This window comes from Pseudomonas tehranensis (genome assembly GCF_014268615.1).
GTDB classification, from domain to species: domain Bacteria; phylum Pseudomonadota; class Gammaproteobacteria; order Pseudomonadales; family Pseudomonadaceae; genus Aquipseudomonas; species Aquipseudomonas tehranensis.
The window spans coordinates 1-13,723 of the sequence record NZ_JABWQV010000124.1; the positions used below are offsets into that span (position 1 = coordinate 1).

Annotated in this window: 15 protein-coding genes; 6 read left to right on the forward strand and 9 right to left on the reverse strand. The window is 57.9% G+C overall.

All coding sequences use genetic code 11. The annotated features are described in order from the left end of the window. Window positions 1-65: 65 nt before the first annotated feature. Together HU811_RS17300 and HU811_RS17305 are read right to left on the reverse strand one after the other, a co-directional pair. Window positions 66-380: an antibiotic biosynthesis monooxygenase family protein gene (locus HU811_RS17300; RefSeq protein WP_092393060.1), complete on the reverse strand. Its 315-nt coding sequence runs from the start codon at window positions 378-380 to the stop codon at window positions 66-68. Further along, complete coding sequence (locus HU811_RS17305; protein WP_186657158.1) at window positions 377-1,087, reverse strand: CTP synthase C-terminal region-related (seleno)protein; 711 nt, start codon at window positions 1,085-1,087, stop codon at window positions 377-379. Before HU811_RS17305 ends, HU811_RS17300 begins: the two co-directional genes overlap by 4 nt. A 14-nt stretch (window positions 1,088-1,101) precedes the next feature. Between HU811_RS17305 and HU811_RS17310 the strand changes: the two genes are divergently transcribed. Both HU811_RS17310 and HU811_RS17315 read left to right on the forward strand, forming a co-directional pair. After that, entirely contained in the window at window positions 1,102-2,049 is a 948-nt protein-coding gene (locus HU811_RS17310; protein WP_186657159.1) for a LysR family transcriptional regulator, read from the forward strand. Window positions 2,050-2,137: 88 nt separating this feature from the next. Continuing rightward, window positions 2,138-2,674: a DUF1003 domain-containing protein gene (locus HU811_RS17315; RefSeq protein WP_186657161.1), complete on the forward strand. Its 537-nt coding sequence runs from the start codon at window positions 2,138-2,140 to the stop codon at window positions 2,672-2,674. Between the two features lie 25 nt (window positions 2,675-2,699). Here the strand turns inward: HU811_RS17315 and HU811_RS17320 are convergent, their stop codons facing one another. Next, complete coding sequence (locus HU811_RS17320) at window positions 2,700-3,311, reverse strand: TetR/AcrR family transcriptional regulator (protein ID WP_186657163.1); 612 nt, start codon at window positions 3,309-3,311, stop codon at window positions 2,700-2,702. 192 nt (window positions 3,312-3,503) lie between these two features. Here HU811_RS17320 and HU811_RS17325 point away from each other — a divergent pair, with 192 nt between their 5' ends. Next, on the forward strand, window positions 3,504-4,559 hold the full coding sequence (locus HU811_RS17325; RefSeq protein WP_186657178.1) for an MBL fold metallo-hydrolase: 1,056 nt from the start codon (window positions 3,504-3,506) through the stop codon (window positions 4,557-4,559). A gap of 15 nt (window positions 4,560-4,574) precedes the next feature. On the opposite strand, the gene HU811_RS17330 is transcribed toward HU811_RS17325, so the two are convergent. Both HU811_RS17330 and HU811_RS17335 read right to left on the reverse strand, forming a co-directional pair. Further along, window positions 4,575-4,892 carry a helix-turn-helix domain-containing protein gene (locus HU811_RS17330; protein WP_092393045.1) on the reverse strand — a complete coding sequence of 106 codons (318 nt, stop codon included), beginning with the start codon at window positions 4,890-4,892 and terminating at the stop codon, window positions 4,575-4,577. An 82-nt stretch (window positions 4,893-4,974) separates the two neighbouring features. Then, the gene (locus tag HU811_RS17335) at window positions 4,975-5,751 is read right to left on the reverse strand and encodes an AraC family transcriptional regulator (RefSeq protein WP_186657164.1); all 777 of its coding nucleotides are present in this window, start codon (window positions 5,749-5,751) and stop codon (window positions 4,975-4,977) included. A 111-nt stretch (window positions 5,752-5,862) separates the two neighbouring features. Here HU811_RS17335 and HU811_RS17340 point away from each other — a divergent pair, with 111 nt between their 5' ends. Further along, on the forward strand, window positions 5,863-6,675 hold the full coding sequence (locus tag HU811_RS17340) for a sulfite exporter TauE/SafE family protein (protein ID WP_186657167.1): 813 nt from the start codon (window positions 5,863-5,865) through the stop codon (window positions 6,673-6,675). A 5-nt stretch (window positions 6,676-6,680) separates the two neighbouring features. Here the strand turns inward: HU811_RS17340 and HU811_RS17345 are convergent, their stop codons facing one another. Then, window positions 6,681-7,670 carry a hypothetical protein gene (locus tag HU811_RS17345; protein ID WP_186657170.1) on the reverse strand — a complete coding sequence of 330 codons (990 nt, stop codon included), beginning with the start codon at window positions 7,668-7,670 and terminating at the stop codon, window positions 6,681-6,683. Window positions 7,671-7,942: 272 nt separating this feature from the next. Here HU811_RS17345 and HU811_RS17350 point away from each other — a divergent pair, with 272 nt between their 5' ends. Beyond that, the gene (locus HU811_RS17350; protein ID WP_186657173.1) at window positions 7,943-8,785 is read left to right on the forward strand and encodes a DUF3298 and DUF4163 domain-containing protein; all 843 of its coding nucleotides are present in this window, start codon (window positions 7,943-7,945) and stop codon (window positions 8,783-8,785) included. A gap of 141 nt (window positions 8,786-8,926) precedes the next feature. On the opposite strand, the gene HU811_RS17355 is transcribed toward HU811_RS17350, so the two are convergent. The 3 genes from HU811_RS17355 to HU811_RS17365 form a co-directional block, all read right to left on the reverse strand. Then, window positions 8,927-10,174, reverse strand: a complete 1,248-nt coding sequence (locus HU811_RS17355) for a ribonucleotide-diphosphate reductase subunit beta (protein WP_025215114.1) — start codon at window positions 10,172-10,174, stop codon at window positions 8,927-8,929. A gap of 489 nt (window positions 10,175-10,663) precedes the next feature. Then, entirely contained in the window at window positions 10,664-10,879 is a 216-nt protein-coding gene (locus HU811_RS17360) for a hypothetical protein (protein ID WP_186657175.1), read from the reverse strand. 29 nt (window positions 10,880-10,908) lie between these two features. After that, complete coding sequence (locus tag HU811_RS17365) at window positions 10,909-11,172, reverse strand: DUF2790 domain-containing protein (RefSeq protein WP_092393007.1); 264 nt, start codon at window positions 11,170-11,172, stop codon at window positions 10,909-10,911. Window positions 11,173-11,734: 562 nt separating this feature from the next. Here HU811_RS17365 and acs point away from each other — a divergent pair. Then, the gene (acs, locus tag HU811_RS17370; RefSeq protein WP_092393004.1) at window positions 11,735-13,690 is read left to right on the forward strand and encodes an acetate--CoA ligase; all 1,956 of its coding nucleotides are present in this window, start codon (window positions 11,735-11,737) and stop codon (window positions 13,688-13,690) included. The last annotated feature ends 33 nt before the right edge of the window (window positions 13,691-13,723 follow it).

Here is a 13,723-nt window from a genome sequence, read left to right on the forward strand (position 1 = left end):
TTCAGCATGGATGCAAGCTGATCCGGCGCTATCGCGAGCAAGCCCACGGGTTTTGCAGGCTGACATCAGGTTGGGCGTTGAAAGGCATAGTCCCGTTCGACCTTGCACACCCGCGTATGGCAATGGGCGTACCAGGTCGAGCGACCGCGTTCGCGGATTGCGCTGTGTTCGGGGTGCTGCTTCCAGGCCAGGATCGCCGCTTCGCTGCTCCAGTAGGACACGGTGATGCCCAAACCGTCTTCGCCGCGGGCCGATTCGACGCCGAGGAAGCCCGGCTGCTTTTGAGCCAGGGTCAGCATGCGTTCAGCGGCTTGGGCGTAACCCTGGTCCCCCTCGGTGCGCAGGGAGGTAAAAATCACCGCGTAATACGGTGTGCTCATAATGCTGTCCTCCGGCAAGCTTCGACAAACGCACTCACCAGCGGCGGTACACGTCCTTCCAACGCGGCTCGCTCAGGCTGGAACAAGGTGGCGACAAAGAAGGGGTGATCACGCAGCTCCACGGCTCGCAAGTCACCCGCCGAATCCCGTGCGACGGCGTGCAAGCCTTCGCTCAGCAAATCCCGTTCATATTGTGGATTGACCCCAAAGCTACAGCGATAACCTTCGAAAACCGTCAGGCGACCATAAGCTCTGGCAATCAACGAGTCCGCATCAAGCTGAAGACTGTCGATGGTTTCGATCAACGCACAGCTCAACGGCGTCAGCAGTGCCCGTTCAGCCGCGGGAGCGGTTTCGCCATGGGCGGCATCGGCCCAGCCCATCACATTGCGCGCGTATTCCAGCACGGCATGCTGAAAACCGCCGCAGGTGCCGAGGAAAGGGCGACGCTGTTCGCGGGCAAAACGTATGGCTTGCAGAGCGCCGTTTTCATTTCGGTAAGGGCTGCCGGGCACGCACCAGACGCCGTCGAAATCATTCAGGACGGCGCTGTCGGTGATGAGGTCGGTGGCCAGCCATTGAAGACCCATGTGATAACCGGTTTGTTTGCCAACCAGCTCAAGTGCGAGGGGGACCGCCTGATGAGCCGTTATTTGAGGGTCATAGTCGCCGACCAGGGCGATGTGTAAAGAACGCTGATTTTCCATGAGAGGCTCGCCGCTTGTTGATTCCTGGTTGCCACTATAGATTGGCGCTCACGCAATCAATATTGGCGTTTACCCAAGTGATCAATGCACCGACGCACTATCGTCTGGACTATCCCGATCTGTCCCTGATCCTGGCGCTGGTCCGTGGCGGCTCGCTGGCCCGGGCCGCGCGCTTGCTGCAGGTGGATGTGTCCACGGTCTTCCGCTCGGTACGGCGGCTGGAGGCCGCCCTGGGCCAACCTTTGTTCGAAAAAAGTCGTTCAGGTTATTTGCCCACGAACCTGGCCCAGGCGCTGGCTGAGCAGGCCGAGCGCGCCGAACAGGCGTTGGAGGCGGCGCGTATCGGGGTGGAGCAGGGCGGTGAGGTCATCTGCGGCACGGTGCGCTTGACCTGCACCGATTCGGTCCTGCAAGCACTATTGCTGCCGGCCCTGGCGCGGTTCATGCCTGCCTACCCGGCGCTGTCCCTTGAGCTGAGCACCTCCAACGATTTCGCCAATCTGAGCCGCCGTGACGCCGACATCGCCTTGCGCCTGACCCGTACGCCGCCGGAACATCTGGTCGGGCGACAACTGGGCACCGTGGCCTATCGGGTGTGCGCCAGCACAACTTACCTGCGATCGCTGGATGGGGATGAGCCGGCCGCCATGACCTGGATTGCGCCGGATGACTTTCTTCCCGATCACCCCACCGTGACCTGGCGTCGCCAGCATCTACCCGGCGTGGTGCCGGCTTATCGCTGCAACAGCATGCTCTCGGTCACCGAGTTGGTTCGAGCCGGGCTGGGTGTCGCGGCGTTGCCGGACTTTCTAATCGGCGAAAACAAAGGCCTGACGCCCATTGGCGAACCGCTGGCGGGGTATGACACGGCCCTTTGGTTGCTGACGCGCCCCGACTGCCGTGCGCTGCGTTCGGTAGTGACGCTGTTCGATGAGCTGGGGCGCAATCTGCGTTTGCACTGACTTTTGACCCATAGGGCGTTGATGGCTCAATCGAGGATGTCTCTCGGCGGTATAGTGACTTGAGCCCCAGCCTCAGGCAGAGAACATCATGACGACAGAATCCTCGCAGTCCACTTCCAAAGTCCCTGTTGATCACTTGCGTTTTCATCGTCCCCACGCGCATTTGGGGCCGACCTTTGGGAATGACCGCTTTGCGCTGCGCGCGGAGGCATTCGCGCGTTTTTTCGGGACGCCCATGTTTCTGGGAGGGCAGACCTTGATTGTGTTGTTATGGGTAAGCCTGAACATGTTGGGTGTGGTTCATTTCGATGCTTACCCGTTCATTTTGCTGAATCTGGCGTTCAGCCTGCAATCGGCCTATGCCGCCCCGTTGATCCTGCTGGCGCAGACACGCCAGGCCGCGCGGGACAAGGCCCAGGCCGAAGCTGATGCTCAACATCGCGAAGCACTGGCCATTGCCAACAGCGAGCGCCAGGCCCAGGCGGCACAGAACACGGCGCAATTGCTCGAGTTGTTGGAGCAGAACACTCGCCTGACGGAAATGACCAAGGCATTAACCGAGCGCATCGACTGCCTGACCACCGAAATGCACCAGAAATTCGTAAGCCAGCCATTGGTGCCGTAATCCGTTTCTGCCGTGGTAGCGACACTCAGACCTGATAGCGGGCCAGAAACATGTCGAGGGCCGATTCAACCACCTGAACCTGTTCATCCTCGGTCAGGCACGGCTGGCCCATGGAAATTTGGGGCCAGAAGGCGAATGTCTTGATCAGCCCGTGCATCTGTTGCGCGGCAAACGCCGGCTCCACGGCTTTTAACCGGCCATCGGCCTGGGCCTGGCGAATCCACACGGTCAAACCCTCTTCGCGCTGACCCATGCGCGCAACCATGTCCTGAGCCCGCTCGGGCGAATGAATCGTCGCGGCGATGGCGATGCGCGCCAGGTCGAGAAAATTATCGTCCGCCAGCATGTGCAGTTTGGCTCGCAGCAGCTTTCGAAGCTGCTCGCGTAAGGGCTGCTCCGGGCTGTAGGCCGTATCCTGTTCTGCGGTAACGCTGTTCCATAACCGATTCAGAATTTCGGCAAACAGGGCTTCCTTGCTGGGGAAGTGGTTATACACCGTGCGCTTGGACACACCGGCCGTTGCCGCAATTTTGTCCATGCTGGTGATCTCGAAACCGCTGCTACGGAATTCGGAAATCGCAGCCTGGAGGATGGATGCGCGTTTTCGTTCGGTGAGGCGCTGCGGCGGTACGGTCATGGCAAGTCGTCATATGAAGAAGGGAAATTACACTTGGCAGTTTACTTGCTCCCTGGATTCATGCAATCTACAAACTACACCGGGTAGTGTAGTTCTGGTGATCAAACGTACGGCTGAGCGTGCATGCAACGGCCATTAGCGTCCCACAACGGCGAAGCGCAATTGCGACGACGTCCTTGGAGTTTTCGCATCATGACCATTATTTCTTCTACTGACAGCCCTGCGGTGCTTCCTTCATCCCAGCAGGAACAAGGAAAGTACCGCAACCACGCCCATACACCGCGCGAAGGGCTCGGCCAGATGCTACGCATCATGTGGAACATGATCTTCCACAAGCCGCGCAATACCCGTCCTGCGGGCACCATCGAGGTACAACCGCTGACGCGCGCCGACCTACTGGCCGCGCCGAACAACAGTGTTTTCCGCCTCGGTCATTCCACGGTGCTACTCAAGCTGCGGGACAAATTCTGGCTGACCGACCCGGTTTTTTCCGAGCGTGCCTCACCCGTGCAATGGGCTGGCCCCAAGCGCTTCCATCAGCCGCCCATCAGCCTGGAAGAGCTGCCGCCCATCGAAGCGGTGATCCTCTCCCATGATCACTACGACCATCTCGATCATCAGGCCATCCTCAAACTCGCGGCCAAGACACAGTATTTCCTGACCCCTCTTGGCGTAGGCGACACCCTGATCAAATGGGGCGTCGACGCCAGCAAGGTGCGTCAGCTGGACTGGTGGCAGGGCACCGAAGTGGACGGTATCGAGTTTATCGCCACACCCTCCCAGCATTTTTCCGGTCGTGGCCTGTTCGACGCCAACAGCACGCTATGGGCTTCGTGGGTGATGATCGACGGCGCCACCCGGATCTTCTTCAGCGGCGACACCGGTTACTTCGGCGGCTTCAAGCGCATCGGCGAGCGATACGGCCCATTCGACCTGACGCTGATGGAAACCGGTGCCTACAACGTCGAATGGCCGCACATCCACATGCAGCCGGAGCAAACCCTCCAGGCGCATATTGACCTCAAGGGCCGTTGGTTGCTGCCGATCCACAACGGCACGTTCGATTTGTCGATGCATGCCTGGTACGAACCCTTCGATCGCATCCTGGCCCTGGCCTGGGAACGCAACGTGTCTATCACCACCCCGCAAATGGGTGAAGCCTTTAATCTCGCACAGCCGCAACGTGGGCGAGCCTGGTGGCTGGACGTGGAACCCTCGCCTTATCAGGACCAGCCCGACATGGCCTGACCCTCGACGCATCGATCATTCGATCATTGCGTAGTCTGGCCGCCCCATCGGATCCGGCGTGGCACCTTTGATATTCATGCCGCGTCCCGGCGCAAAGCCAGGGAAGAACACCAGGCCTTCGGCTTCCAGCCGAAAGGCCAGGGCCAGGCGGGTGACATCAAGTAGCTCACCCCCCGCTTCGAAGCGCCGGATTGCCCGGATCGACACGCCGGACTGCCGAGACAGTTCTTCGACACTCCAGCCCAGCATGGCTCGGGCCTGTGCGCTATGGGCAGGGGTGAATTGATAGACAGCGATGCGTTCCAGGGTGGTTTTGATTGCGAGAGAGGCCATGGGAATTCTCCAAAGCGGTGGATTCAAAAATACTGTGTTTTTGTACAGTTGTTTTGAATCCTGATCAATCTCATTTTTTTGATCAATGACCAGTGGTCTTCTCCAGCCAGGCACTCGGTGCGTGACCCAGCACCCGGCGAAACATGGTAGAGAACGCCGCAGGGCTGTCGTAGCCCAGATCCAGGGCAATACGGGTTACCGAATCGCCTACGACCAACCGGGACAATGCCGACATCACACACGCTTGTTGTCGCCATTGGCTGAAACTCAGGCCGGTTTGACGGCTGAACAGCCGATTGAACGAGCGCAGGCTCACAGGCAACTGCTCCGCCCACCGCACGGGTGAGACGTGGGCGTTGGGGTGCTTCAGAAACCCTTGGCACAGGCCGAGCAGGCGTGGGTCCTTGGGCAGTGGCAGGTGCAACGGCAAATGAGTGCTGCGCAACAGTTCGTGCAGTAAGAGATTGATCAGCGCGCCGTCGCGTCCGGCCTCGTCGTATTCCGGCACAAGCTCAACGGCTTCCAGCAGCAACTGGCGCATCAGGGGCGATACGCTGATGACCTGACAACGGGCGCCCATCGCCGTCACGGCAGCGGGTTCGATGTACAAACTGCGTGTACTGACCCCCAGCATCAACACCTCATGGGCAACCCCGGGCGGGATCCATACCGCCCGCTGCGGCGGCACCACCCAATTGCCGTCTTCGGTGCTGACCTGCATCATACCCGTGGCGCCATACAATAACTGCGCCCGACGATGATGGTGCGAGGGCAGTAAATGTCCCGGTGGGTAGTCAGTGCCAATGGCGACGACAGTCCTGGGTATCGCATCCAATAGATCGATCGAAGTGTTGCGCATCGAGGGACTACTCATCATTGGCGTAAACGAAAACATTATTGGCCAGTTTGCTAGAGCGGGCCAAGCTTCGCTTATCTAACGTGGGGCGCCTCCCATTACGGATTCGCCACGATGTTCTATGTATTGCTTGCGTGCTTTGGCTGCCTGAGTGGCGTAACAGCGGTGTTGTTCGGCTTTGGCGGCGGTTTCGTCGTGGTGCCTTTGATGTATCGCATGCTGATGGCCCATCACTCGGGTGACGTCATTGGTGAATCGGCGATGCACATTGCCGTCGCCACCTCCACCTGCGTCATGATCGTCAACGCCCTGGTCGCCACCGCAAAACACCACCGTGCCGGTCAGATGATTCGTCATTACCTGTGGCCGTTCGGCGGCTTCATTGCGCTGGGGGCGATCTTCGGCGCAGCGGCCGCCACTTGGCTCAATGGTGAGGTTATCCGCTACGCCTTCATTGCTTATCTGGGCCTGACCATTCTGGATTGTCTGCTGCGGCGAGGTTTTCTGACACGCGCCAGCGATGCCGTCCTACGACCTTTGGCGCCCATGGAGACCGCCTTGGGCGGCACAACCATCGGAATCATCGCCACGTTCCTGGGCGTCGGCGGCAGCGTCATGACCGTGCCACTGCTGCGCCGTTGTGGCCTGAACATGTCCCATGCCACCTCCATGGCCAACCCGCTGAGCTTGCCCGTCGCGTTGGCCGGCACCGTCACCTACATGGCCTTGGCCAGCTTCACCGGGACAGACTTCGGCCCGTGGTTTGTCGGTTATGTCGACTTGATGGCCTTTGTTGTGCTCACACTCGGCGCGCTACTGGGCATCCGCTTGGCAACGCCATGGATCGGGCGGATACCGGATCGGCTGCATGCGCGGGTGTATGTGGGGTTGTTGATGGTGGTGATGGTTGGGATGTGGCTGGGGTAGGGTCGCTATTGACCCTCCAGCCCCGGCGCTTCCCGAATAATGAAGTGATCCAGATTCTCGATATGGGCACTGAACACCCCGAACGTCTGCTCGGGGTTTTTCTTGCTCGGCACTTGTTTCAACTCCGGCGTCACACCATAAAAGAAGCAATACAACGGCGCGTCACTCTCGATGGCGTGCTTGATCTCTGCCAGAAACGCTTTGCGCTTGCGGTAGTTGTCGATCAGCTTCTTGCTCAGGTAAACGTTCACCGAGTAAGGCTTTTTCTTCGCCTCGCCCGGTTGCTTGAACCAGACTTTTTGTTCGAAATCGATGCGAAAACTGGCGCTGTGGTAGTCCTCGATCTTTTTGATCTTGCCCCAGTAAATCAGCCCTTTGTTGTCCAGCAGAAACTCGATTTTCTTGAAGAACGAACTGTAGGGCGCGGTGTGCTCGCCGATCTTCAGCGGCATGCGCTTGAGCAGCTCCTTGTCCGCGAAGTTCGACACAAAACACTCCACCGGATGGGCGAAGACATGGGTCTTGTCCGGCGCCGAATCACGGCTCGGATGCTCGCCATGACTGGCGGCTGAAGGCACACGTTCATCGCGCCTCACGTCCGCCGCCACCGCCGGGCTGGATGGCTTGCGCACATACTCACGCCGAGTCAGCAACAATTCCGACGGGAAATGCTCCTCCCGACTGTCATCCGTTTCCCCACCATCCGCCTCCACGCCCGACGCCGGCGTCTTCAGACTGACATAAGGACAACCTTCGACATGCCGGGTGCTGGGGATGTTCTTGAAGTGCGGGGTGCGCACGTAGTTCACGTTCTTGGCATTGAACGTCCCCAACACATTCGCCGCATCAAACGCCGCCCGACAGGCATCGTTGGGGCACTGGAACTGTTCCTTCGCGGAATCGAACGCCACCGTCTCGTCAAAATTCAAATCGCGCACGTCATAGATCGACAGCTTGTCGTCGAGGCTGCGGCAGTAGGCGAGGTCGAATTTCATGACGGGCTCGGGTCCTTGAGTTCGGGAAGGGTATTAATAGCGGGAGGTGGGGTGGCTTGCACTGAATGTTTTCAGCTCAGAGCAAAATCTGTAGCAGTGCCCCGGCCATGGACAGTGCCCGAGACGTTATTTGATACTCCTCCAGCTCGACGCCGATCCTGTGGTGAGGGGATTTATCCCGGGCATTATAATGCCGGGGGGCGGAAGTTCTTTTACAGGAATGGTCAGCAAGGTTGTATTGAGGTTTTTTTTTTTTTAGGCAAGGAGTTGCAATGCGGTTATTTCCAAGTAAGAAACAATGGCGGGGATGGAGTCTGCCTAGTAGATACACAGCGATAGGTCTTTATGTGACGATGCTGCCCTTGGCTTTAACGGGTGTGTCTTACGTGGCTCTACAGGTGAGAGACTATTTGTCGAGCCAGATTGAAATCGTTGAGATCGTGAAAAAAGAAGATGACTTTAAACATGTTTTTTTTGACTATCATCCGGATAGAAGTATAGACGTCTCTTATCCCTATGTGGATGCGGCGCTTTCGAGTGACTATATCGATAAGATCAATCGAGAGATTGAGGGTAATGTTGTGGGCGCCATTCGAAATAATTTATTGCAGTATCAGGTGCGCTATGAGAAAGGCGTTATCTCAAAAAATTTAATAAGTTTAAAAATATATCAGTACTATTACTATGAGGGTGCGGTGAATGGAAATGAGTCTGAGTTTTCATTGAATTTTGATCCTGTTTCGGAGCGGTTGTTTGACTTTTTTGATGTGTTTGATGCACGGCGCGATGCTTTAAAAGAGATTAAGCTAAGAATAGCTAGGGAGCTGAATGTGATATGTGAGTATGGCGTCTTTGAAGACCGCTTCCATAAGGCGAGCTACGTGCCTAGATTTTTTATTCAGGAAGAAAATATTGAATTCGTATTTAGTGAGTATGAAGTGACGCCGGGTGTGTGCGGCAGCTTTGTGGTTAAGCTTCCTTATAAAAGTATAGTGAATTACCTGAGGATGGATGGCCCTTTAGGCCGCTTGACGCCTGCTTCAGGCGATTGGGAGGCGGGGGGGCACTTTGTTAACGGCATTATGGAGGCGCTAGAGAGGCATAAACTCGAATGAGGTTGCTCGTTTCGTTTTTAAAATGCGCGAGGACTTTTACAAGTCCTGAAATTAAACGCGGCTTTGCTTCTGTTGCGCACAAAAAACCCCGTTTTCACGGGGTTCTTAGTGAGTCGTGCAGCTTAGGGTTTTTCTTTCGAATCAATCCCAGCTAAGCGCACCACCCGTCTGATACTCAATCACCCGAGTCTCAAAGAAGTTCTTCTCTTTCTTCAAGTCCATGATCTCGCTCATCCAAGGGAACGGGTTCGTGGTCCCTGGATACTCTTCTTTAAGACCAATCTGCGACAAACGACGGTTAGCGATGAACTTCAGATAGTCCTCCATCATCGCCGCATTCATGCCCAACACCCCACGAGGCATGGTGTCGCGGGCGTATTCGATCTCCAGTTGCGTACCCTGCAGGATCATCTGGGTCGCTTCTTCCTTCATTTCGGCGTCCCACAGGTGCGGGTTTTCGATTTTGATCTGGTTGATCACGTCGATGCCGAAGTTCAGGTGCATGGATTCGTCGCGCAGGATGTATTGGAACTGCTCGGCGACGCCGGTCATTTTGTTGCGGCGGCCCATGGAGAGGATCTGGGTGAAGCCGCAGTAGAAGAAGATGCCTTCCAGAACGCAGTAGTAGGCGATCAGGTTGCGCAGCAACTCTTTGTCGGTGTCCGGGGTGCCGGTTTCGAACTTCGGATCGGAGATCGAACGGGTGTACTTCAGGCCCCAGGCGGCTTTTTTCGCGACCGACGGGATCTCATGGTACATGTTGAAGATCTCGCCTTCATCCATGGCCAGCGATTCGATGCAGTACTGGTAGGCGTGGGTGTGAATCGCCTCTTCGAATGCCTGGCGCAGGATGTACTGGCGGCATTCGGGGTTGGTGATCAGGCGGTACACGGCCAGGACCAGGTTGTTGGCAACCAGGGAGTCGGCGGTGGAGAAGAAGCCCAAGTTGCGCATCACGATGCGGCGCTCGTCGTCGGTCAGGCCTTCCGGGGTTTTCCAGAGGGCGATGTCGGCGGTCATGTTGACTTCTTGTGGCATCCAGTGGTTTGCGCAGCCGTCCAGGTACTTCTGCCAGGCCCAGTCGTATTTGAAGGGCACCAGCTGGTTGAGGTCGGCGCGGCAGTTGATCATGCGCTTTTCATCGACGGCGACACGGGCGGAGGCGCCTTCGAGTTCGGCGAGGCCTTCGGCCACGTCGAGTTTGTCGAGGGCGGCTTTGGCGCGAATGATCGCGGCCGAGTCGCTGGCCGTCACGGCGCGGGCTTCGAGGGCGGCGGCACCGCCGGCGCTGTCGAGGCGGTCCATGTTGGCTTCAGAAGCGTGGCCGGCGTTGGCGCCTTTTACAGCGACTTCGCCGTCTTCTTTGTCGAATTCGTCCCAGCTCAGCATGACGTGTTGTCTCCTGCGTGAGGGCCAGATGCCCGTTGAAGGCCTACTGGCCGCGGTGGATCTTGGAAAATCGTTTGTTGCAGCAGCTGACGCAGGCAATAAACAGAAAAATGTACGGGTCGTTCTGAAGCGGCTGTGAGCGCGAGGAGGCGATAGGCCTCTGCGTGGGCTTCAGGCTGGTTTGACTCCCTGTAAGGGAATATTGCAGGCCCGTTTAAGGCGGCATTATAAGGACTTTTTTCCCTACGTGCTGCGGCGAAATAGCCCACGGAGGAGGTGGCGGACGGCATATCCGCGTGGGAGCGAGGGTTTACAAGGCTTTGGCCGTTGAAGATTTTTTTTGCATGACTGGGGTGACGGTATTTTTTGATCAAAAAACGAGCGTTTTTTGCGGTTTTACACTACATGTTGTGTTTGCAAAGGCATTTGGACGGTTTGAGACACAACCAAGCCCGATCGAAACCGGGCTGTGGAAAATGCCATTTATGATCAACCGGTGTGTGCCGAACCGGTGTGGTCGTAACCATCTTCAGCGACGGTAGCCGAGCCGGTGCGGTCGTAGCCGTCCTCTGCGACGGTCGCCGAACCGGTGCGGTCATAGCCGTCTTCAGCGACAGCGGAACCGGTGCGGTCATAACCGTCGGCGGCAAAGGTATGGGTGGCCAGGACGGACAGGGTCAGGGCGAGGATCAGTTTGGTTTTCATGGAGGTTGCTCCTGGTGGGTTTAGGTTGATCAGCCGTTGGAGCAGCCGTTGCCCATGACGCTGTAGCGCAGGATGTGGCGCTGGCCTTTGGAGTCGTCGTATTCAATCTTGGCCGGGACTACTTCGCAGACGTTCGGGATCTCGCTCATGGAGATGACTTTGGCGATGTCCAGATGGGTGGAGTAGGTGTACTCCTCAATGGCTGGTGTTTGCTGTGCAACGTCGGTCGGGGCCTCGTCTGCCATCGCGGTGGCGCTAAGGCCGGCGATGACCAGAACCCATAAAGCTTTCATCTGTTTCACCTTTTTTGAGGTCGAGTGGGGTCACGCAACCTTTTTGGGGCTGCGTGTGGAGCAGGTTTGGGGGGTTGGATTAACGGCCTTCGTGGGGGCTGTGTTGCGTTAATCGTGTTTGCCGGTTGGCGAGGTGGATTTTAGGGGGTGGGGTTAATCGCAAAAAGACCGGGTTTTGATAAACACTGTTGGTTGATCTGGTAATAATCGTTGCTGCAACCGCTTGTTTGCAGTGACGTCGGTGTTGGATTTACCGCCGTCTTCGCGAGCAAGCCCGCTCCCACAGAGGAGCCGTGTTGGACAGAAGATAGGCGTTCACTGAATTCAACTGTGGGAGCGGGCTTGCTCGCGAAGACGTCAGGTCAGTCAGCAGCACTGTTGACAGACACACTGCCATCGCGAGCAGGCTCGTTCTCACAGGAAAATGCCTGCTGGCAAGGGCTGGCACGTTAGTACCGACATTTTGTAGGGACTTGTTACTACCATCGTCGAATGGTTCTATAGGCTCGCCCCGGCTACAACGGGTACATACAAAAACAACTATGTCACCGAGGTAAGAAAGATGAGTGCGGCTTCTCTGTATCCCGTTCGTCCCGAGGTAGCGGCTAACACGCTGACTGACGAGGCGACCTACAAGGCCATGTACCAGCAGTCGGTGGTCAACCCGGATGGTTTCTGGCGCGAGCAGGCCAAGCGCCTCGACTGGATCAAGCCTTTCACCACGGTGAAGCAGACGTCCTTCGACGATCACCATGTCGACATCAAGTGGTTTGCCGATGGCACCTTGAACGTTTCCTACAACTGCCTCGACCGTCATCTGGCCGAGCGCGGCGATCAGATTGCGATCATCTGGGAGGGCGACGACCCTGCCGAGAGCCGCAACATCACTTATCGCGAGCTGCATGAAGAAGTCTGCAAGTTCGCCAACGCCCTGCGCGGTCAGGACGTGCATCGCGGTGACGTGGTGACGATCTACATGCCGATGATCCCCGAAGCCGTGGTCGCCATGCTGGCCTGCACCCGGATCGGCGCGATTCACTCGGTAGTGTTCGGCGGTTTCTCCCCTGAAGCACTGGCTGGCCGGATCATCGACTGCAAATCCAAAGTGGTGATTACGGCCGATGAAGGTGTTCGTGCCGGCAAGAAGATCCCGCTCAAGGCCAACGTCGATGATGCACTGACTAACCCGGAAACCAGCAGCATTCAGAAAGTCATCGTGTGCAAGCGCACCGGTGGCGGCATCAAGTGGAACCAGCACCGCGACATCTGGTACGAAGACCTGATGAAGGTGGCCGGCACCGTTTGCGCGCCGAAAGAAATGGGCGCCGAAGAAGCGCTGTTCATCCTCTACACCTCCGGTTCCACCGGCAAGCCCAAGGGCGTGCAGCACACCACCGCCGGCTACCTGCTCTATGCGGCCCTGACCCATGAGCGCGTATTCGACTACAAGCCGGGCGAAGTCTACTGGTGCACCGCCGACGTCGGCTGGGTCACCGGCCACAGCTATATCGTCTACGGTCCGTTGGCCAACGGCGCGACCACGCTGTTGTTCGAAGGCGTGCCGAACTACCCGGACATCACCCGGGTGGCCCAGGTCATCGACAAGCACAAGGTCAATATTCTCTACACCGCGCCGACCGCTATCCGCGCGATGATGGCCTCGGGTACCGCCGCCGTCGAAGGCGCCGACGGCAGCAGCCTGCGCCTGTTGGGCTCGGTGGGTGAGCCGATCAACCCGGAAGCCTGGGACTGGTACTACAAGAATGTCGGCAAGGAACGTTGCCCGATCGTCGACACCTGGTGGCAGACTGAAACCGGTGGCGTGCTGATCAGCCCGTTGCCGGGTGCCACGGCGTTGAAGCCGGGTTCGGCCACGCGTCCGTTCTTCGGCGTGGTGCCGGCGCTGGTGGACAACCTCGGCAACCTGGTGGAGGGCGCGGCCGAAGGTAACCTGGTGATCCTCGATTCGTGGCCAGGCCAGGCGCGTACGCTGTACGGCGACCACGACCGCTTTGTCGATACTTACTTCAAGACCTTCAGCGGCATGTACTTCACCGGTGACGGCGCGCGTCGCGACGAAGACGGTTACTACTGGATCACCGGTCGGGTGGATGACGTGCTCAACGTGTCCGGCCACCGCATGGGCACGGCCGAGATCGAAAGCGCCATGGTCGCCCACCCGAAAGTCGCCGAAGCGGCGGTGGTGGGTGTGCCGCACGACATCAAGGGGCAGGGCATTTATGTCTACGTGACCCTCAATGCCGGCGAAGAAACCAGCGAGGCTTTGCGTCTGGAGCTGAAGAACTGGGTGCGCAAGGAGATCGGTCCGATTGCTTCGCCGGACGTGATCCAGTGGGCCCCGGGTCTGCCGAAAACCCGCTCCGGCAAAATCATGCGCCGCATCCTGCGCAAGATCGCCACGGCGGAATACGATGGGCTGGGTGATATCTCCACCCTGGCTGATCCGGGTGTGGTGGCGCATCTGATCGAGACGCACAAGACCATGAATGTTGCCTGACGGTAGCCCTTAACACCGAAAGCCCCCCCCCCG

What these genes read in the sequence shown, in the direction of transcription:
- HU811_RS17300 (WP_092393060.1), bottom strand. Translation starts at nt 380, where the DNA reads ATGAGCACACCGTATTACGCGGTGATTTTTACCTCCCTGCGCACCGAG.
- HU811_RS17330 (WP_092393045.1), bottom strand. Translation starts at nt 4,892, where the DNA reads ATGGCCTCTCTCGCAATCAAAACCACCCTGGAACGCATCGCTGTCTAT.
- HU811_RS17325 (WP_186657178.1), top strand. Translation starts at nt 3,504, where the DNA reads ATGACCATTATTTCTTCTACTGACAGCCCTGCGGTGCTTCCTTCATCC.
- HU811_RS17360 (WP_186657175.1), bottom strand. Translation starts at nt 10,879, where the DNA reads ATGAAAACCAAACTGATCCTCGCCCTGACCCTGTCCGTCCTGGCCACC.
- HU811_RS17320 (WP_186657163.1), bottom strand. Translation starts at nt 3,311, where the DNA reads ATGACCGTACCGCCGCAGCGCCTCACCGAACGAAAACGCGCATCCATC.
- HU811_RS17355 (WP_025215114.1), bottom strand. Translation starts at nt 10,174, where the DNA reads ATGCTGAGCTGGGACGAATTCGACAAAGAAGACGGCGAAGTCGCTGTA.
- HU811_RS17315 (WP_186657161.1), top strand. Translation starts at nt 2,138, where the DNA reads ATGACGACAGAATCCTCGCAGTCCACTTCCAAAGTCCCTGTTGATCAC.
- HU811_RS17335 (WP_186657164.1), bottom strand. Translation starts at nt 5,751, where the DNA reads ATGCGCAACACTTCGATCGATCTATTGGATGCGATACCCAGGACTGTC.
- HU811_RS17350 (WP_186657173.1), top strand. Translation starts at nt 7,943, where the DNA reads ATGCGGTTATTTCCAAGTAAGAAACAATGGCGGGGATGGAGTCTGCCT.
- acs (WP_092393004.1), top strand. Translation starts at nt 11,735, where the DNA reads ATGAGTGCGGCTTCTCTGTATCCCGTTCGTCCCGAGGTAGCGGCTAAC.
- HU811_RS17340 (WP_186657167.1), top strand. Translation starts at nt 5,863, where the DNA reads ATGTTCTATGTATTGCTTGCGTGCTTTGGCTGCCTGAGTGGCGTAACA.
- HU811_RS17365 (WP_092393007.1), bottom strand. Translation starts at nt 11,172, where the DNA reads ATGAAAGCTTTATGGGTTCTGGTCATCGCCGGCCTTAGCGCCACCGCG.
- HU811_RS17305 (WP_186657158.1), bottom strand. Translation starts at nt 1,087, where the DNA reads ATGGAAAATCAGCGTTCTTTACACATCGCCCTGGTCGGCGACTATGAC.
- HU811_RS17345 (WP_186657170.1), bottom strand. Translation starts at nt 7,670, where the DNA reads ATGAAATTCGACCTCGCCTACTGCCGCAGCCTCGACGACAAGCTGTCG.